Origin of the sequence: Streptomyces sp. NPDC051320, assembly GCF_040682175.1 — a bacterium.
Lineage (GTDB): Bacteria > Actinomycetota > Actinomycetes > Streptomycetales > Streptomycetaceae > Streptomyces.
Genome location: NZ_JBFBAL010000007.1, coordinates 308,256 through 327,729, shown reverse-complemented (window position 1 = coordinate 327,729; position 19,474 = coordinate 308,256). Strand labels below are relative to the sequence as shown.

The 19,474-nt window shown below is 64.2% G+C and carries 23 protein-coding genes and 2 pseudogenes; 11 read left to right on the top strand and 14 right to left on the bottom strand.

Annotation, left to right across the window (positions count from 1 at the left end; genetic code table 11):
- Nucleotides 1-120 precede the first annotated feature (120 nt).
- The 4 genes and pseudogenes from AB0M87_RS18335 to AB0M87_RS18320 form a co-directional block, all read right to left on the bottom strand.
- Nucleotides 121-509, bottom strand: a pseudogene (locus tag AB0M87_RS18335) (RRQRL motif-containing zinc-binding protein).
- A complete protein-coding gene (locus AB0M87_RS18330; protein WP_365854010.1) occupies nucleotides 509-1,153 on the bottom strand; it encodes a GGDEF domain-containing protein in 645 nt (214 codons plus the stop codon). Before AB0M87_RS18330 ends, AB0M87_RS18335 begins: the two are co-directional and overlap by 1 nt.
- The gene (locus tag AB0M87_RS18325; protein WP_365854008.1) at nucleotides 1,150-2,169 is read right to left on the bottom strand and encodes a DUF2637 domain-containing protein; all 1,020 of its coding nucleotides are present in this window, start codon (nucleotides 2,167-2,169) and stop codon (nucleotides 1,150-1,152) included. The genes AB0M87_RS18330 and AB0M87_RS18325 overlap by 4 nt, the downstream gene beginning before the upstream one ends.
- Nucleotides 2,166-2,462 carry a hypothetical protein gene (locus AB0M87_RS18320; RefSeq protein WP_365854006.1) on the bottom strand — a complete coding sequence of 99 codons (297 nt, stop codon included), beginning with the start codon at nucleotides 2,460-2,462 and terminating at the stop codon, nucleotides 2,166-2,168. Before AB0M87_RS18320 ends, AB0M87_RS18325 begins: the two co-directional genes overlap by 4 nt.
- Nucleotides 2,463-3,120: 658 nt before the next feature.
- On the opposite strand from AB0M87_RS18320, the gene AB0M87_RS18315 reads away from it, so the two are divergent.
- Both AB0M87_RS18315 and AB0M87_RS18310 read left to right on the top strand, forming a co-directional pair.
- Complete coding sequence (locus tag AB0M87_RS18315; RefSeq protein WP_365854004.1) at nucleotides 3,121-3,879, top strand: helix-turn-helix transcriptional regulator; 759 nt, start codon at nucleotides 3,121-3,123, stop codon at nucleotides 3,877-3,879.
- A 2-nt stretch (nucleotides 3,880-3,881) separates the two neighbouring features.
- Nucleotides 3,882-4,355, top strand: a complete 474-nt coding sequence (locus tag AB0M87_RS18310) for an NUDIX domain-containing protein (RefSeq protein ID WP_365854002.1) — start codon at nucleotides 3,882-3,884, stop codon at nucleotides 4,353-4,355.
- On the opposite strand, the gene AB0M87_RS18305 is transcribed toward AB0M87_RS18310, so the two are convergent.
- Together AB0M87_RS18305 and AB0M87_RS18300 are read right to left on the bottom strand one after the other, a co-directional pair.
- Nucleotides 4,343-4,915: an HD domain-containing protein gene (locus tag AB0M87_RS18305; protein WP_365854000.1), complete on the bottom strand. Its 573-nt coding sequence runs from the start codon at nucleotides 4,913-4,915 to the stop codon at nucleotides 4,343-4,345. The two genes, AB0M87_RS18310 and AB0M87_RS18305, sit on opposite strands and share 13 nt — an antisense overlap.
- Nucleotides 4,912-5,379, bottom strand: coding sequence for a GntR family transcriptional regulator (locus AB0M87_RS18300; protein WP_365853998.1), 468 nt, complete (start codon nucleotides 5,377-5,379; stop codon nucleotides 4,912-4,914). The genes AB0M87_RS18305 and AB0M87_RS18300 overlap by 4 nt, the downstream gene beginning before the upstream one ends.
- 348 nt (nucleotides 5,380-5,727) lie before the next feature.
- Between AB0M87_RS18300 and AB0M87_RS18295 the strand changes: the two genes are divergently transcribed.
- Both AB0M87_RS18295 and AB0M87_RS18290 read left to right on the top strand, forming a co-directional pair.
- A complete protein-coding gene (locus AB0M87_RS18295) occupies nucleotides 5,728-8,100 on the top strand; it encodes a hypothetical protein (protein ID WP_365853996.1) in 2,373 nt (790 codons plus the stop codon).
- Between the two features lie 55 nt (nucleotides 8,101-8,155).
- Entirely contained in the window at nucleotides 8,156-8,692 is a 537-nt protein-coding gene (locus tag AB0M87_RS18290) for a hypothetical protein (RefSeq protein ID WP_365853994.1), read from the top strand.
- Nucleotides 8,693-8,788: 96 nt separating this feature from the next.
- Here the strand turns inward: AB0M87_RS18290 and AB0M87_RS18285 are convergent, their stop codons facing one another.
- Entirely contained in the window at nucleotides 8,789-9,472 is a 684-nt protein-coding gene (locus AB0M87_RS18285) for a hypothetical protein (RefSeq protein WP_365853992.1), read from the bottom strand.
- 158 nt (nucleotides 9,473-9,630) lie between these two features.
- Nucleotides 9,631-9,822, bottom strand: coding sequence for a hypothetical protein (locus AB0M87_RS18280; protein WP_365853990.1), 192 nt, complete (start codon nucleotides 9,820-9,822; stop codon nucleotides 9,631-9,633).
- Nucleotides 9,823-10,303: 481 nt separating this feature from the next.
- Between AB0M87_RS18280 and AB0M87_RS18275 the strand changes: the two genes are divergently transcribed.
- The 5 genes from AB0M87_RS18275 to cutA all read left to right on the top strand — a co-directional run bounded on the left by AB0M87_RS18275 (nucleotide 10,304) and on the right by cutA (nucleotide 12,633).
- Nucleotides 10,304-10,609 (top strand): hypothetical protein, encoded by a 306-nt coding sequence (locus tag AB0M87_RS18275; RefSeq protein ID WP_365854147.1) that lies wholly within the window; start codon nucleotides 10,304-10,306, stop codon nucleotides 10,607-10,609.
- Nucleotides 10,610-10,713: 104 nt separating this feature from the next.
- A complete protein-coding gene (locus AB0M87_RS18270; RefSeq protein ID WP_365853988.1) occupies nucleotides 10,714-10,995 on the top strand; it encodes a CopG family transcriptional regulator in 282 nt (93 codons plus the stop codon).
- Nucleotides 10,992-11,417, top strand: a complete 426-nt coding sequence (locus AB0M87_RS18265) for a PIN domain-containing protein (RefSeq protein ID WP_365853986.1) — start codon at nucleotides 10,992-10,994, stop codon at nucleotides 11,415-11,417. The genes AB0M87_RS18270 and AB0M87_RS18265 overlap by 4 nt, the downstream gene beginning before the upstream one ends.
- A gap of 512 nt (nucleotides 11,418-11,929) precedes the next feature.
- Nucleotides 11,930-12,109 carry a hypothetical protein gene (locus tag AB0M87_RS18260; RefSeq protein WP_365853984.1) on the top strand — a complete coding sequence of 60 codons (180 nt, stop codon included), beginning with the start codon at nucleotides 11,930-11,932 and terminating at the stop codon, nucleotides 12,107-12,109.
- 200 nt (nucleotides 12,110-12,309) lie between these two features.
- Nucleotides 12,310-12,633: a divalent-cation tolerance protein CutA gene (gene cutA / locus AB0M87_RS18255; protein WP_365853982.1), complete on the top strand. Its 324-nt coding sequence runs from the start codon at nucleotides 12,310-12,312 to the stop codon at nucleotides 12,631-12,633.
- A 992-nt stretch (nucleotides 12,634-13,625) separates the two neighbouring features.
- Here cutA and AB0M87_RS18250 read toward each other — a convergent pair.
- From AB0M87_RS18250 to AB0M87_RS18240, 3 genes are all read right to left on the bottom strand, one after another.
- Nucleotides 13,626-13,907 carry a type II toxin-antitoxin system RelE/ParE family toxin gene (locus tag AB0M87_RS18250; RefSeq protein WP_365853980.1) on the bottom strand — a complete coding sequence of 94 codons (282 nt, stop codon included), beginning with the start codon at nucleotides 13,905-13,907 and terminating at the stop codon, nucleotides 13,626-13,628.
- A gap of 4 nt (nucleotides 13,908-13,911) precedes the next feature.
- The gene (locus AB0M87_RS18245; RefSeq protein ID WP_365854145.1) at nucleotides 13,912-14,181 is read right to left on the bottom strand and encodes a type II toxin-antitoxin system Phd/YefM family antitoxin; all 270 of its coding nucleotides are present in this window, start codon (nucleotides 14,179-14,181) and stop codon (nucleotides 13,912-13,914) included.
- A gap of 1,331 nt (nucleotides 14,182-15,512) precedes the next feature.
- Nucleotides 15,513-16,091: a helix-turn-helix domain-containing protein gene (locus AB0M87_RS18240; RefSeq protein WP_365853978.1), complete on the bottom strand. Its 579-nt coding sequence runs from the start codon at nucleotides 16,089-16,091 to the stop codon at nucleotides 15,513-15,515.
- 85 nt (nucleotides 16,092-16,176) lie between these two features.
- Here AB0M87_RS18240 and AB0M87_RS18235 point away from each other — a divergent pair, with 85 nt between their 5' ends.
- Together AB0M87_RS18235 and AB0M87_RS18230 are read left to right on the top strand one after the other, a co-directional pair.
- Nucleotides 16,177-17,058 carry an SDR family oxidoreductase gene (locus AB0M87_RS18235; protein ID WP_365853976.1) on the top strand — a complete coding sequence of 294 codons (882 nt, stop codon included), beginning with the start codon at nucleotides 16,177-16,179 and terminating at the stop codon, nucleotides 17,056-17,058.
- Between the two features lie 78 nt (nucleotides 17,059-17,136).
- A pseudogene (locus AB0M87_RS18230) lies at nucleotides 17,137-17,553 on the top strand (HNH endonuclease); the annotation flags it as partial.
- Nucleotides 17,554-17,630: 77 nt separating this feature from the next.
- On the opposite strand, the gene AB0M87_RS18225 reads toward AB0M87_RS18230, so the two are convergent.
- The 3 genes from AB0M87_RS18225 to AB0M87_RS18215 all read right to left on the bottom strand — a co-directional run bounded on the left by AB0M87_RS18225 (nucleotide 17,631) and on the right by AB0M87_RS18215 (nucleotide 19,459).
- Complete coding sequence (locus tag AB0M87_RS18225; RefSeq protein ID WP_365853974.1) at nucleotides 17,631-18,326, bottom strand: 1,4-alpha-glucan branching protein; 696 nt, start codon at nucleotides 18,324-18,326, stop codon at nucleotides 17,631-17,633.
- 127 nt (nucleotides 18,327-18,453) lie between these two features.
- Nucleotides 18,454-18,795: a hypothetical protein gene (locus AB0M87_RS18220; protein ID WP_365853972.1), complete on the bottom strand. Its 342-nt coding sequence runs from the start codon at nucleotides 18,793-18,795 to the stop codon at nucleotides 18,454-18,456.
- A 169-nt stretch (nucleotides 18,796-18,964) separates the two neighbouring features.
- Nucleotides 18,965-19,459, bottom strand: coding sequence for a cupin domain-containing protein (locus tag AB0M87_RS18215; RefSeq protein WP_365853970.1), 495 nt, complete (start codon nucleotides 19,457-19,459; stop codon nucleotides 18,965-18,967).
- Nucleotides 19,460-19,474: the final 15 nt, after the last annotated feature.

Here is a 19,474-nt window from a genome sequence, read left to right as displayed (position 1 = left end):
GGAGTGGACGCGGGCCCGGCCGACGCTGTGAGAGGTGAGCGGCCGGGCCCATGTCGTTGATGCTCGGGCCCCGGAGCAAGGGGCAGGGGCGCGGTTTGCGCCCCTCGTTCGTGCGTTCGTTTACGCTGCGGGGCGCTGTTCTTCGAGGTAGGCGCAGGAGGGGCACATACCGAGTGAGGTGGGGATGCAGTACCCGGCGTCCTGCAGACACTGCGGGCAGGGGCGACGGGCGAGCATCGCCTTAGCGAGCGCCGCAGCGCGGCCCGGAGTCATAGGACGAACGGGCTTGGCACGGTCGATGCGGTAGAGGTAGGCGACGGCCACACCGGCCTTCCGGCGGCGCGAGCGGCGCATGATCTGCGCGGCCACTTCCTGCCCGCCGGGCCGCAGCCCGCGGGCACGGAGTTGGCGGCGGGTGGCGTAGCGTCAGGTGCGTACTTCCACGGGAACGTTGGTATGCCGTGCATGGCCCCGGTCGGGTCGTAGCACTTGCCGAACACGGGGGACATCAGGCCGCGTCCCGAGGTCCGGCGAGTGCGGTGCCGCGTCGGCCGGCGCGACGGCCAGACCACGTAGCGAAGAGCCTGCCGAGTCCCGCCCGACGGACACCGGCCCGGCCCTGCTTTGCCGCGTACATGGCCTCATCCGCACGGCGCAGCAGACCGGAGAGGTCCTCTCCGGGGTGGTCTGCGGCACGGACCCAGCCGAGGGACACTGTGGTGTGCACCGCCGGATCCAAACCGTCTACGGGGCGGGCGAGCACGCCGTGCAGGACGGCGAGCAGGTCCGCGACGGTGCCGTGGTCGTCGATGACGACTGCGGCGAACTCATCGCCGCCTAGCCGTCCGGCGACCCCGGCCCGCCCGACGTAGTGGGCCAACCGGTCCGCGGTTGCCCGCAGCAGGGCATCCCCCGCTGCGTGGCCGTAGTTGTCGTTGATCTGCTTGAAGCGGTCGACGTCCGCGAGGACCACCACCGCCCGCGGATCCTTGAGCAGGACGGTCGCTCGGCGGGTGAAGCCGTCCCTTGTGTGCAGCCCGGTGAGCGGGTCCCTACGAGCGCTACGCAGAGAGCGGCGCAGCCACAGGAAGTGAACCGACCATCCGGCCGCGATCGGCACTGCTGCGGCGAGGGCGGTTAAGAGGGTGCTCATGCCGCCATCGCCCCGCCCATTTCGTCACCGTCGTTGTCCTGCTCCGTATCCACGGAATGCAGCGGCGCTGCGGCGCGCTCGGCCTTGAGGGTGTCGCGCAACATGCGGGCGGTGGCCTGCGAGACGTGCACCGCCGTGCGGATACCGTCTGCGGTCAGTGCCGCGTCCGGCCACGCCGAGGTGACCTGACGGGCCTCGGCCAGGATCTCGTCCAGGGACCGCCGCGGCTTCGGCTTCGGCTTGGCGCTGCGGCGAGCAGGCTTCGCAGGAACCGTCGGCTCCACCTTCGGTTCCTCGCTGCCCTCCGAGGCCGGTACCGGCTCGGCCTCGGCAGGCGGGTCCTGCTCGGTGGCCGGGTTGAGCTCCCCGAGCTTGAGCAGGACGCGTTCCCGGCGGGGCGTCTGCGAGCGCCACCGGCGGCCGTGCTGCTCGCGCAGCTCGGCACGGGCGAGCAGTCGTTCCCGCTCGCGGGCCAGCGCATCGACGTAGGAGGTGACCTCCCACAGCGTCATCCGGCGCCACAGGGCGAACGTGGAGGGGAAGGCGAGCAGCCACCGGGAGGCACGGATCTTGTCCATACGGCGGCCGGTGACGGCGCCGATGCGTGAGGCGTAGATGTGGGCGCCGATCTCGGAGAACACCACCCAGAGCAGCGGCATCGTTCCGTGCGCCACCTTGGCCCACAGGCCGTGTCCGGCGGAGATGTTCAGTCCGCAGGTCACCAGGGTCAGGATCCAGGGGACGAACCGGACCCAGGCAAGCGCCATGTCCATCCGGATCAGCAGCAGGTTCGCCACCGAGAACACCGGGATGGAGACGTCCATGCCGACCGGCACCATCCACGGCTCACCGAATCCCCACCGGGCCGCCGCGGCCGAGACCGCGTCGAACGAGGAGATCAGCCCGAGCGCACCGACACCGGCCGCGGCGAGCGCACCGACACCGGCCAATCCCAGTTCCGGGCGGGTCAGCGGCGGAACCGCCGGCCGATCCTTGCTGTGCGTTGTGGTCGTCATGCCGCCGCACCGCCCCGGTACTGCCGTCGGCCGGCCGCCCGGCGGGCGGGGAGGAGAGCGACGTTGAAGAGCTCTGGGGCGTGAGCCTGGATCGCCTCGGCGGCGGCCTCGCTCACGCGGTCGGGCAGGTCGGGGTTGTCGGCGAGGATACCGCGGGCCGCGTCCAGACGGGCCGCCCGCTCCATCTTGCTCTCGCCCTCCACACCCAGCCAGAGATCCAGCGGGGTGCCAAGGGCCAGTTCTACGAAGTCGGTGTCCGAGACGACCTGGTGGCCGCCGATGTACATACGCATGAGGAACTCCAGGACTACGAAGGGATCGGGAACCGGGGCGGTCGCGGTCTTTTGGCGAGAGGTGACCGCCCCGGGTGCAGCGGGATCAGACGGCGGCGATGATCAGCGAAGCGATCAGCCTCCGAGCGGTGAGACACAGGGCTTCACCTGTCGGCCGAAGCCACGGCCAACAGGTCCCGAGCCTGGGGAATCGGGCGCGTCATCGTTGCTGCTCTGACGCCAGCAGGGCGGCGCGCACACGGGTGGCACCCAGAGGTGTTGTCAGGTGTTCTCCAGAGCCGTTGCGCAGAAGGTCGGGCCGCCGGATGACATCGCCCGGTCACCGCGGGGACGAGGACTTCCACCCCGTCATTCGTTCTTGGCACGCTGTTCAGTTCTCAAGCCACGAGCGCTTCCTTCGAACCCGTTTCACGGAGCTCTCCGGGCGCAGGTTGAGCCGTTCACTGTGATCACCCCGAGGTGATGCAGTACCTCTATTACAGGTACTGCATCGATTGCCGTCAAGCTCATCGACGGAACCTCTGGGCTCTGCGCCGGAACTTCTTGGCGCACCATCAGCATCGCTGCAGGCCAGGGGTGTTGGTCACCCCCTCCGTAGACACCTTGGGTACATCTGGCTACCTTCGAGAAGTCCCAAGACGTCCCACCGGGGGTAGAGATGACCAACGAACGCTTACGTTCGGCGCTCCTCGCGCAGGGCATGACCGTCCGCGACCTGGCCGAAGCCATCGACGTGAACGCCAAGACAGTGGAGCGATGGATCACGCAGGGGAAGGTTCCGTACCGACGCCATCAGTACGCGACGGCTTCCGTGCTCGCCGTGGACGTCACGACGTTGTGGGACGACGGCAGGGCTGTCGACAGCGCTACCGACCTGAGCAAGGCGGAGATCGTCACGGTCTACCCGCACCGCCACATGGTCCCGAACGGACTGTGGCGGGAGCTGTACGCGCGGGCCCGCAGCCACCTCGATGTGCTGGTCTACTCCGGGCTCTGGCTCTCGGAGGACCCTCTCTTCCACAACCTGCTGAAAGCCAAGGTCGAGAGCAACGCACAGGTGCGGATCATGCTTGGGGACCCCGGCTGCGACGCTGTGCGACAGCGCGGCATAGACGAGGGGCACCGCATCATGGACGGCAAGATCCGCAATGCCCTGGTGAACTACCAGCCGCTCTTCACGAGCCACCCAGACGTCGGCTTCCGGCTCCATGACGCCACGCTCTACAACTCACTCTTCCGGTCCGACGACGAGATGCTCGTGAACACGCACGTCTACGGAATCGGCGCCTACATGGCTCCGGTCCTACACCTGCGCCGACTGCCCGGCGGCGGCCTCTTCGACACCTACGCCCGTAGCATCGAACAGACCTGGGGCAGCGCACGCCCGGTCACCGACGACGACATGGTGGGAGCCTGAACATGGGACGCATCGACTACCTTCACGACCCGGACGCCCCGCCGGCCAACTCGGTGGTGCCGTCCGTCGTAGCGTTCGTGCGGAACGACGAAGGTGCCGTACTGCTCATTCAGCGGTCGGATAACGGCCGTTGGGCGCTGCCTGGTGGCGGCCATGATGTCGGCGAGGCCATCAGTGACACCGTGGTGCGCGAGGTCTGGGAAGAGACCGGCATCAAGGCCGAAGTCATAGACATCTCTGGGATCTACACCGACCCCGGGCACGTGATGCTCTACGACGACGGAGAGGCACGGCAGCAGTTCAGCATCTGCTTCCGCGCTCGCCCCGTCGGTGGTGACGTACGGACGAGCGACGAAACAACTCAGGTCCGCTGGGTCACCCCAGCGGACCTGTCCACGTATGACATCCACTCGACCATGCGGCTCCGAATCGAGCACGCCATGGACGAGGCGCGGCCGGCGCCCTACATCGGCTGACGCTTGACCTCTGCGAGCCGCAGCACGACCCGCGCAGTGCAGGCGAGGATCTCCGGTTCCGCACGCCGGATGAACGTACCGATGAGGCTGTCCGGCCCATACCGGCTTGTGATCTCGTTCACCCGGTCCACGGGGTTCGTCGAGGTGCCGTCTGGCGTCGTGTTCATGTCGCAGTAGCAGAGCGCGTCGGCAAGGTCTGGGTGCTCGCGCGGGAACTCGGCTTCCAGCTCGTCGCGCATCCCGCGCGCCTCGGCTTCCATCCACGCGCAGGAATGGTGAGCGACCAGGCGCACGATGCGTTCGTCCGCGTGCGCGACGTCCCGGAGGTACCGGGCGCCATCCAGCGGGTGAAAGCCGGTCTTGGCCAGGTCGGGCGCGTACCCGATGTCATGTAGAACGGCCGCGGCCTCCAGCAGCTCGGCGTCGTCTCCGAGGATCGGGGCCAGGGTCCGGGCCCGCTCGGCCACGCCCTGGCAATGCGCCCACCGACGTGGCAACGGCTCGGCAAGCAGCTTCTCTGCGAGGGGGTAGGCCCACTCGGTCAGTCCCGTGGTCGTCAAAATTGCGGAGACTCCGTTCGCTTCGGTAGCGCCCGCACGGTGCGCTGCTTCCCTTGCCGAGCCTCGGACAGCAGGCCGGCAGATTCCAGCTTGTCGAGAGCTTTGCTTACGGTGGGTCGCGAGACGCCGAACCGGGTGCTCAGAGCCGTCGCGCTCGGGAAGGCTTCCCCCACGGTGAGGCCTTCATCCGTGATTACGTCGGCCACACGTTCAGCGAGTGGCCGACGGTCGATGCCCATTCCAGACCGCACCACTCGCCACCGCCCACCAGGCACTGGCTCTGCGATCCCCTCCCTCTGCAGGACCAGGAAGACCCGCAGGGCGACGCCGCGAGACACACCGTGCTCACGCATCAGCTCTGCAGCTGAGGGTAGTTCGGACAACTCATCATCGGTCTCGATCTGCGTCCTGACTACTGCTGCGATCTTCAGAAAGGTCCCCCGCGGGTTCACCTGCTGCGACACGCCTCGTTCCTCTCGTAGCCCCTTCAACCCTTCCACGCCCCTCCAAAGGTATGGGTAGCCCCCAGGCCTTGTGGCGTCTCGGGCGTGCGAGCGGGTCAGAGGATCGTCTGAGGCCTCACCCCTCCACCTCAGCCTCTACTTGGGATAGGGCAGGGCGATGGTCGAACTGGATGAGCATCTGACGGCTCAACTACGCCGAATCTGCGGGAAAGCGCCCGAACCAGCTGCCCGCTGCCTAAGCTAGAGCAATTGGGCATCAGGGGTAACAGCTACGCGTTGACGGGAGTCCCCCGGTGGCGGAACACCAAGGGATGACACCTAGGCGACAGCACCAGTTTTGGGGGCGCCATGCACTACAAGGTCTTTCTCGGTTACTCAAAAAATCCAGTCGGCGTCTCTCAAGAGATTCAAAATGCGGCGGCAGTGATAAACAAGAGCGGCTTCGCCGATGCGAAAACATGGGAGGAGAATCCAGCCACTGGAAGAATCATAATAGAGACCGTCCTGCAAGACATCAACGAAAGTACCATTTGCCTATTCGATGTAACAACATTGAGCCAAAATGTGCTTTTTGAAGTCGGATACGCATTTAGTCAACGTAAGCATATCGTCCTATCGGTCTGCAAGTCCAAGGAGTCGCTTCACGACTGGAAGACGTTCGATATCTTCTCCACGATCGGCTGCATTTTCTACGAGAATGGGAGCGAGCTAGCCGCTAGATTCATGGCAGGGATAACGGCGGCGAGCGAGAAGACGCTGTGGGATGACGTATCCCAGTCTCTTGATCGAACGTCCAAAGATTCCGTATTCTATGTGCCTACGTATCACACTTCCGAGGCTGAGAGAAATCTCCGCAGAATGATCGGAAAGGAAAGGGACCTAGGGACCAAGGTAACGATCGCAGATCCAGCAGAGCAGGGCTCGGCACCACTAGCTTGGTATGTCAACGCCGTTTACTCGTCCGCTGCCACATTGCTCCAAATGTCAGGAGAAAGTCACGACCGGAATCGCCTACATAATTCCCGGAGTGCGTTCATCGCAGGTCTGGCGAGAGGGCTCGAACGTCCTTTGCTCGTAGTCGTTGAGGAAGACTACCGGGGGCCGGTTGACTACAAGGACATCCTGTACACCTACCATAACAAGAAGCGACTCGCGGAAAAGCTGCAGCTGTGGCTTGCAAATTCCTTCCAAGCCTGGAGGAAGGAAGGTCCAGTAAGCCAGACACCTGCCCCTAAAATAGAACTTGCCACTGAGCTTAGAGATTTGAAATTTGGTGAGTATGTTGCCGAAAATGAGTCTGACACGCTAGACGAATATTTTGTTGAGACAGCAGAGTACGAGGCGGTGCTGACCGAAAGCAGCGTTGTGTTCGTCGGACGAAAGGGTATGGGAAAGTCCGCGAACATGATTCGAGCCTCGCAAGTTTTGCGGGACGATAAGCGGAACTTGGTCTGCGTAGTCCGCCCTACCAATTACGACTTGGACGGCCTCGTGGACGTACTCCAATCCGTTGGCGGCGACGGGAACCAATATTTCCTGGTGGAAAGCTTCTGGCGGTTCCTGCTTTATTCAGAAATCTCGCTCGAGGCCGTAGCCGCCGCCGACAGACTTCCGGCCGGCATCGGCGAGGGGACTCCCATGGCGAGGCTTCGAGATTACCTGCACCAGAACGACATATCGGATGATTTTTCGGTTCGCCTAGAGCGTGTCATCAATTCCGTACGCAAGGAATTGCAAGAGGCTGCCCAGAAGCATTCCATTGAGAAGCAGCGAGAACGTGTTGCGCAGGCCCTACAGGCAAAGTTTGTCGGAAATCTTCGACGTCTGCTCGGAGAGGCTTTGCGTGACCGTCATCGCGTAGCTTTGCTAGTGGACAATCTTGACAGCGGTTGGAGGAAATCTGCCGAGCTCAAGTCACAGGCAGTGCTGCTCGTAGGACTGCTTAGCACTGTAAGTAAAATCGCAGAGGATTTCCAAAAGGAAAACAATCGACTTCAATCCGTGCACGTAACAATCAGCGTATTTCTTAGATCTGACATCTATGATGAGGTTATTAAGGAAGCCCGCGAGCCAGATAAAATCAATACGAAGAGGATTGATTGGAACCAACCCGATATATTGAAGCGGGTCATGGATGAGCGATATCTATCCGTGCGCCCTAAGGGGACAGAACCGGACGAGCTTTGGGACCGCTTCTTCTGCTCACATATCGGCGCCCTACCGACCTTTGACCATATCCTCTCGACGATTCTGCACAGGCCCCGAGATCTCGTATTCTTCTGCAAGGCCGCTGTCTTTAACGCCGCTAATGCTCGACACTCACGGGTCGAACCTGAGGACATCAGGGAGGCAGAGAAAAGCTATAGCAAGTTTGCCCTAGACGCGCTCCTTGTTGAATATGGATCAACGATAAACCAACTGGAGGAAATGGTATACGAATTTGCCGGATTGCCCTCTGTGGTGACTAAGGCGGAAGTACTGGAACTAATCGAAGAAATCCCCGGATTGGGCGCAGATCGTGCAGCTGAGTACCTAGAGGGGCTTATGAAGATTTCTTTCCTCGGCATAGAGGTCAGCGAAAATAAATTCGCATACCCCGACAGAGCAGACGACTTGAGAAAATCAAAGATTCTAGCGCGGAAGGCTTCGCGGCGTGGAGATAGGAAGGAGAGGTACGAAGTACATGCTGCGTACCGACACTTCCTTGAAATCGGGGAGTAGCCTTAAAAATCCATCGACAATATGTGTCATTTACACCCTAGAGGACTAGGTGCTCATGTCCGGACCTTCGCAAGAGCTACGTGATGCGGTTTGGAACGCTAGCTGTTCTCAGGCCGGGGGGCCTGAGAACACAAGCTTCCAGCAGCAGATGATATTTGAACAGTACAAGATTTGCGTGGAAATGGCTGACCGGGTTAGCACGAGACGAGGGCTGACCAATTCTTTTTTCCTGACCTTGAACTTGGCGGCGATTAGTGCCGTTGCGGCGCTCGCACCAAAAATCGATCAAGGGCTTAATTCAATCGCGTTGTCGATTGCCATCCTAATACTGTGTGGGCAGTGTTTCGTTTGGTTCCACACTTTGCGCTCATATCGCTTGCTCAATAAGGCAAAATATTCGGTAATCGAGGTACTCGAAGAAAAGCTACCTGCCCGCGCATACTCTCAAGGAGAATGGCATGCTCTCGTGCGGTCGGGCCAGCACGGCAAATATTTGCGCCTCACCAGCGCCGAGCAAGCTATGCCCCTGTTGTTTACCATGGGTTACATAATTCTGCTCGCTTATATGATCATCGATGCGCTATCGGCCTGAGTCTCACCTACGTGCGGGGCGTCCGATATGGAAGTTGCGACGATGCCCCTGCTGCACGTTGGCCCTCCGGGACCGGTATTCGTTGACCTCGTGTACCTACGAGGGCCGATCGTCTGCCTCCTGAAATTGTGTACATGTAGCAGAAATATCGGAAACGAACATTCCGTCATTGTCCACAACCCTGGAAGCAACCTTGAATGGACATGAAAAGGTTGCTCCATCATCTAGCTTGAAAGTCAAGTGCGCGCTGGCAATGTGCACGCCGCCGCCACCTTCTCGCACTCCAAAGAGACCGCGCTCCTGCTCAACAACCTTCTCCGACGGGCCGGGCACACGGACGGAGCTGTTCGCATGGTCCTCGCTGAAGAACTCGAGAGGACTCTGCCCTGTCACCCCATGAAATACTTCCAGCACTAGAGCCATGCCGGTCAGAGTTCCGCCCGTGGCCTTGAGGAATGCGCGGAGCGAGCCGTTCTCCACCCTGGCGATCTCAAAGGTAAATTCCTTCGGGGATACGGGGTACGTGTGCGCCGGGGGCGGATTATCAGGTGAGTACTTATGGCGAAGAGCACCGACCGCCTGCCCCCATCGAAACCATCTGTCTACCTCGTCGAGTAGCTGCGCGACATGCGGCACGGAAGAATCATCAACCTCTACAATGAGGCCGATTTCGGTCAGATTCCCGCTCTTGGAAAGTTGATCCATTGCAGGTGCTAGGTCCTCGACGAAATGTTTCCAGAACTCACGGGGAAAGGTTGGGGGCTCTAGAAGGGCGCTCACCGCCGGTCTCCTTTCGGGGCATTAGAGCAATCACCTCATGCCCCGCTGAAAACCGCACCAGCAAGACCCCTCTTTGAGTGAACCATTGCTCCGATTGGTGGGGAAGGGCTGCATTTGACCAGCACGGTGGCCAACCTGTGGCCAGGTTTGCCACACGGTCAGGCGTCTTCGTTGGCTTCCAGAGCCATATCGATCATGCCCTTCGAGGCGTCCTGATGTCCGCGCAGGACCTTCGCACAAAACTTCCGCAGGACAGCTTGGCTGTGGCTGACGCGACGTACCAGCTCCACCGAGTCCACCTCGGCCTTGATGCACAGAGATGGGCCGCCGTGCTGCAGGCGGTACGGCACTCTCGCGAGAGACGTGACTGCCTCGTCGGAGACAGTGCTTTGGTACGGGGTCGCCGATACTCCGGCAGGGATTCCGCTGATCAGTCTGCAGTCGCCAGGGGCCTCTAGAGGGCTTTTCCTACGCAGCGGGCGCAGCGGGGACGTATTGCGCCCGCATCGGGCGCAGTCTCATCCGCAGTCTCGTTCACAGCTGTACGCGGTCGTTCATCGTCCCGGCAAGCCTGTCTGCGACCTGCCGAGTGGACGTGTACGAACCAGGATGCACACGGCCATGCAGAGTTGGAAAGCGTGTTGGGGGCAACCCCTCACGAGTTCGAATCTCGTATCCTCCGCCATTGCTCTCACCGGGCAATACGTTGAAGGGCCCCACCGCTCGCGGTGGGGCCCTTCAACGTGCCCTGGTCTCAGTTTTAGTCTCGTTTATTTCCGACCTTCGCGACATTTTACCCGGGCGTCGTGACGTGGCTCCCTCTCGGCGGTCATTCCGTTCGGTCTGCACTCCGGGACCTGGCCGAGGGTCGCTCCCGTTCCGTTCCTGGATGGGCAACGTAGTCGTAGTTGCCCGTGCCGCAGGTGCGTTCGAGGGTCTGGACCACCGTGCGCGGGCTGTCGTAGGGGCCGGAAAGAGGACTGCGGCGGCGCCCCCGGCTACAGCGCCCTCAAAATGACCCTCGCCGACCCGGCGCACGAGGAACACCGCGCCATACTGGAGTGGCTCGGACTCCCGTCCGCCACGGAATTCCCCCTGACCGTTTCGCGCCGGACGAGGCCAACGACCGACTTCTGAGCCTCACGGCACCTTGAAGGGCATGAAGGACGAGCCGTCCAGTCACGCCCCCTTTCGCGGCACACGCTGGTAAGGGGGCGAATACCAGGAGTATGGTCTCCTGTATGGCGACGACCAAGAAGGTAACGGTGACGATTCCCGAGGATCTCCTGGACGAGATCCGCGCGGAAGCGGCAGAGCGGGGCCTGTCCGCATACGTCGCCGAGGCCCTGCGCTTCAAGCGCGACCGGGACCGGCTGCGCGAACTGTCCGACTGGCTACAGGAGGAACACGGCCCCCTCAGCGAGGATGAGGGCACGAGCGCGCTCGAGGAGCTGGAGGAACTCGATGCCGAGCACGAGCGCCGCCGCGCCGCCGCAAGCCTCAGTGCCGGAGAGGCCGCGTGAAGAAGCGGGCCACCGAGCAGAGGCAGCGCCCCTTGCGCGTCTTCGTACTCGACTGCGAAGCCCTGTCCCTGGCCGTGCGCGGCGACCGGAAGATGATCGCCTGGCTCGACCTTGCGGCACGAGGTGAGGCCGAAGTGGTGACTTCCCCGATGACGCTGGTCGAGGCGTACGACGGCAGAACCACCGAGCAGCGCTGGGACTGGGTGCTCTCCCGGCTCAGGGTCGCCGACATCGGAAAGGACGAGGCACGCCAGGCCCGCCGCCTGTTGGCTGACGCCAAGCTGCACGGCCACAAGTACGCGATCGACGCGGTGCTCGCCGTCATCGCGCGCCAGCAGAAGGGGCAGGTCACCGTCTTTACCTCGGACGTGGACGACCTGGAGAAGCTGGTTCCGGAGTCGATCGTCGTCAAGAAGGTGTGACCCGGCGCCCTGGTCTCAGTTTCGGTCTCATTCGCCCCCGTCCAGCGCCGTTCAACAACCGTTCGACGCCAGGCTCCGTCCCAGGTCAGGACGCCCCTGTCCCCCGCCGAACACCAAGGCGAACATTTGGAAAGCGTGTTGGGGGCAACCCCTCACGAGTTCGAATCTCGTATCCTCCGCACTGGCCCAGCAGGGCAGAAGGAAGCCCCGACCTGATCAAGGTCGGGGCTTCCTTCGTTCTCCGTCTCAGTTTCCGTCTCACTCGGAGCCGGCGGACCCCCACAGTGCTTCGCCCACCTGGTTCGAGACGTTCTTCAACATCGGTCCCGTGACGTGCATGTACCGGGCCCGCGTCCGCGCCGCTCCCCCAGGCTCCCAACCCATGATCGCGTCCACCACGACATCCGGAACGCCGAGCAACAGCAGGACCGTTCGCGACGGCCCTTGAGATCTCTGTGGATGAACTCGCGGGAATGCCCACGCAGCGAGTGGATCTTTCCGGGGAGTGGTGGATGTCCTGGCAGACCTCGAAGGACAGCCACGAGGTCATCACCGCGCAAGAGGTGCAGTTTCAACAGCAGGGCGTCCTCATCCGGCTCGACACCCTTACTCGCGGGATCTCCGTGGACGACGGCGGCTACATGTGGCGCGGTGAGCTACGGCTCTGGGACAACGAGATCCTCATGGGGTGATACGTCGCGGCAAATGGGGCCGTCCGCTCGAAGGGAACGTTCTACTTCACGCTGCACGCTCACGGAATCGCACTATCCGGCAGGTGGGTAGGGCTCAGCTACGACGGGAAGATCATGACTGGCTGGGGAGCAGCAGCCCGGAGCGAAGAGGAAGCTCGGGGTTTGATCGAGAAGTTGAAAGAGGACCAAGGAGTCCCCTCGTGACCGAGGTCTGCTCAGTCGTCATCACCGCGCCGGACTCAGACTGGCTTGCCGAGTTTGTCCGTGACCTCGTGGCGCATCGGCTGTGCGCCGGCAGTCACATCACGACGCCGATTCGGTCCATCTACCGGTGGCAAGATCAAGTGCACGATGTTGCCGAGGCTCACGTCGCCCTGCACACGCGTTCTGATCACGTAGCAGAGATCGTCGCCCGAGCGGATGCACGGCACCCGTACGAAGTCCCATGCGTCGTCTCGACGCCCATCTTGAGCGGCAATCCCGCGTATCTCCGGTGGATCATTGAGCAGACCGAGCGGTTGTAGCACGGGGTTGTTACAGGTTTCTCTACCTCATCAAGGCACCCGGCTGCGCTCCGCTCCGCCGGGCGCGCTTCCCGGCTCTGGCTGCGCCCACGCTCCTGCCTTCGGCCCGCTCGACGCTGCCGCCGCCGACGCGCGCCCGCAGTGGATAGGCCCGAGGGCATGAGACGAGACCCGTAGGCACCGGGACCGGTCAAGGACATGCCTCCGGCGCAAGCTCAGGGCTTCGGCCAACGGATACGTGGTGGCCACGTGGCACGTAGTTCTGTACCTTGCCCCCATGACCGACAACCAAAGGGGCAATGCCGCGTAGGCGCCCGTCAGCCCTGCGAGGCGACCTCCCTACCCGCTCCCAGAGACGCCGGCGGTACCCGTTCATTGATCGCCTTTCCGGATCTTGCACAGCTGACCTGCGACGACTGGAGCGGACCCGCTTCTGGCCCGAAGCCACAGAAGAAGCGTTCTGGCACTGGAAGGCCTTTGCTCATGGCCCCCTCCGGCAACTTGCAGACCCGCTCGCAGGTTTTGATTGCGGCATCTCTGAGTGCGGGTGTTACGGCGCCGCCTTCCGGGATCATCTTGAGACCGTGCTGCACGCTCTGCCGAGGAAGAGCGGACGAGAGTTGCGCGCCCTCGTGCGGGCCCTGGATAAGAGGATTCTGGCGAGGGCCAAGGTCATCCCAGCCGACAGCCTGGACGTGCCATGGTGGCGAGGTCACCTCTAGGACCACCGGTGGCACACTCAGCCCAACACCCCATCAACAGACTAGGAAAGCGTGTTGGGGGCGACTCCTCAGGGGTTCGAATCCCCTATCCCTCGCAGCCGCCTGATCATGCGAAACGAGGAGCCGAGCCGCGATTGCGGCTCGGCTTCTCGGCGTGCGTCGGTTGCAGTCTTGGTTGCGTTTACAGGCGATATTCAGGACATCTCGATAAACAGGCAAGCGCACGCTTCCGTAACCCCCGGCGGGCAGTCGGCACCAAACTGCGCCCCGCTACGGAACTTGGCGGTAGATGTCGCGACGATTGCCAACAGCCAGGGCCCACACGATCAGCTGACCGTTCTCGACGGTGTAGACGACGCGATGGTCGCCGACCCTGAGCCGCCATCGGGCACTGTGCCCCTGGAGTGCCTTGATGTCGAACGAGGCGGTGTCTCCCGCGTCCATCGCCTTCTGGAGTTCGGTGAGGCGGTGCAGAATGCGCAGGGCGTCCGGGCGTGGGACCTTGAGCATGTCCCGCTGAGCGTGCGGCGTGAAGCGGGTGACGTACCCCATGAGGTCAGCCCTGTTGAGCGCGCAGCAAGGCAGCCATCTCTTCGAGGGAGACCGACCCCTCCACGCCCTCGGACTCGGATTCGTCGGCCATCTGGTTGAGCCACGCTTCTTCGGTGCTCTCCGCGATCTCACGCAGGCGCTGGTATTCCTGGATGTCGATCACGACCGCTTCCTGCTTGCCACGCCGAGTAATGATCGTCGGGGTTGCCTCCCGACGAGCTCGATCGATGACGTCAGCAAGGTGGCTGCGGACATCAGCCATAGACTCGACCATCGGATCACTCATGTCACAAATGTAGCAGATGTACACGGCGTCGAGGATGCCGCGGCCGACATCGATCTCCGCGAGAGTCCCATCCGGGACCGGGCGGCGTCTCGGACCGGCTGAGGTGGGACTGGACATGATCGTCCAACCAGTCTCTTCGTGCTCTCCCTCATGTAGGCCGTAGCGTGACGGCGAACTGGGCAGGTGCGACAAGCAGCAGAACGGTTTCCGTTCGATCGAGCGATATTTGATGCGAAGGATCTCGCTGGTCCTCACCAGGGAGGACAGCAATGGGCGGGTGGGATTGTGCCCAACCCGTCCCCTGAGCCTGCTCTTCCCACCTGGCGGCCTCGTGCTTGCCGATTGCGGAATCCTTCGCCGACGACGTAGCAGTGGAAGCAGCACATGCCGCAGCCCTTGGTGCGAGGAAGCCGCCCATCACGGGCTGATAGCGGGCTGCCACTGCGGCGGAGGACCATCCATGCCAAGCCGCCCACCTTCGATCGACGATCGGTCTACGACTCCACCCAGCGGATACGAGGCCCCGGGGGTGATGGTCGAGCGGGTGACCTTGCCGTCGGCCGGCTGCTGTGACCGAAAACGGTCGCCTGGTCGTGGTGAGTTCGTGTGACAGCGTGCTGGGTAGCGTTACGCGTGCCCAAGTGGCGTGATCATCTGCCATGGGGGTCTCTTGATGGCCGACTGCAAGATTGCGAGCTTCGATGAAGCTTTCCGAGGGGCCCGCTTTGGTCGTCGGTGGGACAGCCATGCTGACGGGTGTTGTGCATCGTCTCGTCCAGCAGGGGCAACGGGTCGCGGTCGTAGCGAGGGACCGGGCGAGGACCGCTGCCGTCGCAGCATCGAGCGATCGACCGAATCTTGTGACACCCATATCTTGCGACTACAGCGATCCGGCAGGACTTCGGCGTGCGTTGCTGCAGTTCACCCAGGCCGAAGAGCGTCTCGCTCTGGCTGTGTGCTGGGTCCACTCACCACACCGCAGTGGCGTTCATAAGGCGGTCGCGGAGTGTGTTGCGCACCATGCGACGGCGATGGACGTGTTGGGGAGCGGAACCGCCGACCCCTCCCGTACCGCCGACGAGCCCATCCGGCCTGAACCGTTCCGGTCTGACCGGTTCCGGTATCAGCGGGTGATTCTCGGTTTCACTGACGGGCCGGCAGGAACTCGTTGGTTGTCTCACGATGAGATCGGTGCCGGGGTCGCCTCCGCGATGTGCGATCCGCATGAGACCACGATCGTGGGACGGGTGCGTCCTTGGTCTCAGCGACCTTGAGGTCGCGCCGGATGCGATCAAGGAATTGTGCCCGGGAGTGTCCCGTCAGCCCAGCGACGCACTCGCCGCGCGCAGTTCGTCCAGGGCCGCCAGGACGTACCCGGCGAGCTCGTCCGTGGGGCCCCGGTCGCCCTCGGACCATGCGGAGAACCCTCGTTTGAAGGCGAGGACGCCCAGCTCGCCCGCGAGAGCCGCAGTCGGATCGGGCACACCGCGGACGATCAGAGCGGTGGTCATCGCGGCCGCGAGGCTGACGCTCTTGAGGGCGTCACGCTCCTGCAGTTCGGCGCTGGCGGCGACGGCCGCCTTCACCCGAGGGGCAAGCTCGCGATTCATGGGGCCCATCGCGGTCGAGGCGCGCTCAAGACCGGCGGCGACGGCCTCGAGCGGCCCGGCATGAACGGGCGCCTCGGCGATCCCCTCGGCCAGCAGCCGGCTCAGCGTCTCCTGCCCGGCCACCAACAGCTCGCGCTTATCGGGGAAGTGCCGGAAGAAAGTGCTTTTGGTGACCCCGGCGCGCTCGGCGATCTGCGCGACCGTCGTGGCGTCGTACCCCTGCTCGGTGAACAGGTCGACGGCAGCCACGACGAGGCGTTCGCGCGCTCCTGGTTCCCAACGACCCATGGACCCATCCTATGCGATGGGACTCTTGTCCCATCGCTCCGGTAGAGTGATGGGACAAGAGTCCCATCACCTGAGGGAGAGTCCCATGCGCGTCTTCGTCACCGGCGGCACCGGTTTGATCGGGTCCGCCGTCGTCGCCGAACTGCTCGGCAATGGCCACACCGTCCTCGCACTCGCCCGCTCCGAGGTATCCGCGCTGGCCGCCGAAGCGGCCGGCGCCGAGCCGCTCCGGGGAGCTCTCGCCGATCGGGACGTCCTTCGCGCCGGCGCCGCCCGGACCGACGGGGTGATCCACCTGGCATTCACCAACGACTTCAGCAGCTTCGACGCCCTCGCAAAGGCGGTCGCCGAGGAGAGCGCCGCCATCGCGACCCTCGGAGAGGAACTCGTCGGCAGCGACCGCCCCTTCGTCACCGTCTCGGGTACGCCCCAGGTGCCGGGCCGTGCCTCCACCGAGGCCGACCCGGCGTCCACCGACGGGCCGGTCGGTGGACGCGGCCTCGCGGTCACGGCGGCCCTCGGCTTGGCCTCGCGCGGGGTCCGGAGCGCGGCCGTACGCCTGCCGCGCACGGTGCACAACCGAGGCACGGGCGGGTTCGCCGGATTTCTGACCGAATTCGCACGCCGGACCGGGGTGTCCGGCTACCCGGGCGACGGCGCACAGCGTTGGCCGGCCGTGCACGCACTCGATGCGGCAGTCCTCTTCCGGCTCGCCCTGGAGCTCGCGCCGGCCGGTAGCTCCTGGCACGCCGTGGCCGACGAGGGAGACAAGGTGCGTGACATCGCCGCGGTCATCGGCCGACGGCTGAACCTGCCGGTCGAGTCGGTGCCATCGGAGACCTACGGCCCGCTCGGCGAGATCTTCCTGAACGACCAGCCCTCGTCCAGCACCCATACCCGGCAGGCGCTCGGCTGGGAGCCGAAGCACCCCAGCCTTCTGGAGGACCTGGAGAACATCCGGCCCTGACCAGCGGAGGAGTGTCCACAGCAGGCCCGCTGCGGACACTGACGGGCCACGCCAGGAGGTACGCGGAAGTACTCGGCCGTGCGTCGGCAGCGGGACCGGCGGATGCGGGAACTGGTGCTGACAGCCTATGAATACCGGTGCGCCTTCTGCGGTTACGACGGCAGCATCGGAGCGGTACTGGTGGGGCTGGAGGCCGCGCACGTGCGGTGGTGGGCCTTCGACGGCCCCGATGACGTCGACAACGGGCTGTGTCTGTGCTCGCTGCACCACAAGCTCTTCGACAAAGGCGTCCTCGGTCTCGGGGAGAGCCACCGCATCCTGGTCTCGCAGATTTTCGTCGGTCGCAGCAGCGCCGCCCGCCGGCACGTCATAGCGCTGGCGGGCCGCGTACTCGTCGGCCCCCAGCCGGGCAGCCGCCCCGTCGCCGCGGCCCACCGCTCGTGGCACACGAGCCAGGTCTTCCGCGGTGTCCCGCGTCCGGCGCCCGTGAGCTGACTTCGCTTCTGCGGGCGCCCGACGCCTCGACCGGGAAGGACGGCTGGGGGAAAGGCCGTTCGCAGAAAGCCGCTCGTTCAGAGTTGCCCGGCGGTGTCCCGGACGACGACGAACGGTGCGCGGGCCGTGGCTCCGTCGGCCAGGAGCCAGCCGGCCGTGACGTGCCCCAGGTCCGGTGAGGTGCGGGCGGACGCCGGTGCCTGCGGGTCGGCGGAGAGCGCGCGACGCACCCGGACGGTCAGGTGCCCGGACGGAACCCCTGGGGTCGCGGCGGGCACGACGAGGTCGGTGACGCCCGGGCCATGGGTCACATCCGTCGGAACGGCCGTCACCGAGAGGCCCTCCCCGGTGAAGGCACTGGTGACGGAGGGGTCTGCGACATTGCTCTCGCTCTGTGCCTGGGGCACGGCCTCGCCGAGCAGGAGGGCAAACAACTGAGCCACGACCACCGGGTCATGGACGCCGTCGTACACCCACCGCCGCCCCAGCACCCCGTGCTCCGAGGTGCCGATCAGCGCATGCTCGGCTCCGTCGAGCGGTGCACCGCGGTAGCTGAGCGGCACGAAGTACGAGACCGGCTGCGCCCCGGACGTATCGGTGACCACCATGAGTTCGATCCCGACCTCGCCCTGCGGGTCGTCCAGCCGGAAGCCGCCGGCCCTGGCGAGTTCCGGCTTGCGTCCGCCGCCGAGGTACCAGGGCTGCTCGGGCAGCCACGGCGTGAGAAGTTCCAGCTTCGTCGGCATGAGCGTGGTGCGGTGAATGATGGCCATGTCCCGGCTCCTCTGCTGTTGGCTGCGCCCAGCCTGCCACCCGCTCGGTCGCGCGGCCCCGGCCGACGGGAACTGGTGCAGGTCGTTCAATTCGTCCGTGTGGTCCCGGCGACGAAGTTCTCCCGGATCATTCCCTGAAGACCGGCTTCCGCGGGCTCCGCGCATGGGGCGAGGGAACGGGCGACGAGTGTGCCCGGATCCACGTCGGCACCTCCGCGCAACTGGTTGATCCGGTCCGAAACACGCGCCGGAAGTGGTCGGGTTCTTCGCCGGCGTGCTCCCGGAACATGGCGGTCATCTGCTCCCGATCGATTCCCTGCGTCACGATCGAATTCCGCGCATATCGCAGGCAGCGCACCATTTCGGTGACCACTACCCGGTTGAGTACCTCGATGAGGCGTTGCAGACCGGTGGTGGCACGGGCGACCTCGGTGATGTTCTTCGGCGCCGCTTCGCGGACTTTCGTCACGTCGATGGCGAACTCACACGGACGGGGATTCCCATCTGTCGGTGGGCGCACGGGAATTGAGCGTCGAGCGACCTCAAAAGGGCAATCGGCGAAACACCGTCCCCAGGGGCCGACCCGCCCACCGTCGGCCCGGGAAGCATTCTGGGAATGCACCGGTGCCGCAGCGGTGTCAGGTCCGGGCTTCTTCCCAGACCTTGCTCTGCAGGAAGTACGTGTCGTAGATCTCCTGCACCTCCAACAGGCTTTCCGGCGGCACCTTCCCATAGGCGATGCGCTCCAGGTGCCGGAAATACTCGAAGCGTTCCACGCCCGGGGTGATGACGATGAGGATGTCGGCCGCCTCACCCGGCGCGGCGGCGAAGGCGTGCGGAACGCCCGGCGGAACCACCACCAGGTCGCCGCGTTCGGCTGTCACCACCTGCTCCCCGGAAAGCAGTTGGGCGCTGCCGTCCAACAGGTAGAACAGTTCCGCGGAGTTGGCGTGGCGGTGCGGGTTCGCGCCGTTCGCGCCGTCGGCGAGAGTGACCCGCTGGGTGGACAGCGCCCCGCCGGTCGCGCTGCTGTCCGCCAGCAGGCGGACGGTGGTCGGCGCCCGGCCGAGCACTTCCGCTTCCGCGGAACGCACCACGACGGACTCATCGAATTCCGGAACGATCAGCGACATCTGTAGGGCCTTCCC

Bases quoted from the DNA above. Each gene is read 5' to 3' on its own strand.
- AB0M87_RS18330 (WP_365854010.1), bottom strand. From the start codon at position 1,153: ATGAGCACCCTCTTAACCGCCCTCGCCGCAGCAGTGCCGATCGCGGCC.
- AB0M87_RS18325 (WP_365854008.1), bottom strand. From the start codon at position 2,169: ATGACGACCACAACGCACAGCAAGGATCGGCCGGCGGTTCCGCCGCTG.
- AB0M87_RS18320 (WP_365854006.1), bottom strand. From the start codon at position 2,462: ATGCGTATGTACATCGGCGGCCACCAGGTCGTCTCGGACACCGACTTC.
- AB0M87_RS18315 (WP_365854004.1), top strand. From the start codon at position 3,121: ATGACCAACGAACGCTTACGTTCGGCGCTCCTCGCGCAGGGCATGACC.
- AB0M87_RS18310 (WP_365854002.1), top strand. From the start codon at position 3,882: ATGGGACGCATCGACTACCTTCACGACCCGGACGCCCCGCCGGCCAAC.
- AB0M87_RS18295 (WP_365853996.1), top strand. From the start codon at position 5,728: ATGCACTACAAGGTCTTTCTCGGTTACTCAAAAAATCCAGTCGGCGTC.
- AB0M87_RS18290 (WP_365853994.1), top strand. From the start codon at position 8,156: ATGTCCGGACCTTCGCAAGAGCTACGTGATGCGGTTTGGAACGCTAGC.
- AB0M87_RS18270 (WP_365853988.1), top strand. From the start codon at position 10,714: ATGGCGACGACCAAGAAGGTAACGGTGACGATTCCCGAGGATCTCCTG.
- AB0M87_RS18260 (WP_365853984.1), top strand. From the start codon at position 11,930: ATGTCCTGGCAGACCTCGAAGGACAGCCACGAGGTCATCACCGCGCAA.
- AB0M87_RS18250 (WP_365853980.1), bottom strand. From the start codon at position 13,907: ATGGGGTACGTCACCCGCTTCACGCCGCACGCTCAGCGGGACATGCTC.
- AB0M87_RS18245 (WP_365854145.1), bottom strand. From the start codon at position 14,181: ATGGTCGAGTCTATGGCTGATGTCCGCAGCCACCTTGCTGACGTCATC.
- AB0M87_RS18240 (WP_365853978.1), bottom strand. From the start codon at position 16,091: ATGGGTCGTTGGGAACCAGGAGCGCGCGAACGCCTCGTCGTGGCTGCC.
- AB0M87_RS18235 (WP_365853976.1), top strand. From the start codon at position 16,177: ATGCGCGTCTTCGTCACCGGCGGCACCGGTTTGATCGGGTCCGCCGTC.
- AB0M87_RS18225 (WP_365853974.1), bottom strand. From the start codon at position 18,326: ATGGCCATCATTCACCGCACCACGCTCATGCCGACGAAGCTGGAACTT.
- AB0M87_RS18215 (WP_365853970.1), bottom strand. From the start codon at position 19,459: ATGTCGCTGATCGTTCCGGAATTCGATGAGTCCGTCGTGGTGCGTTCC.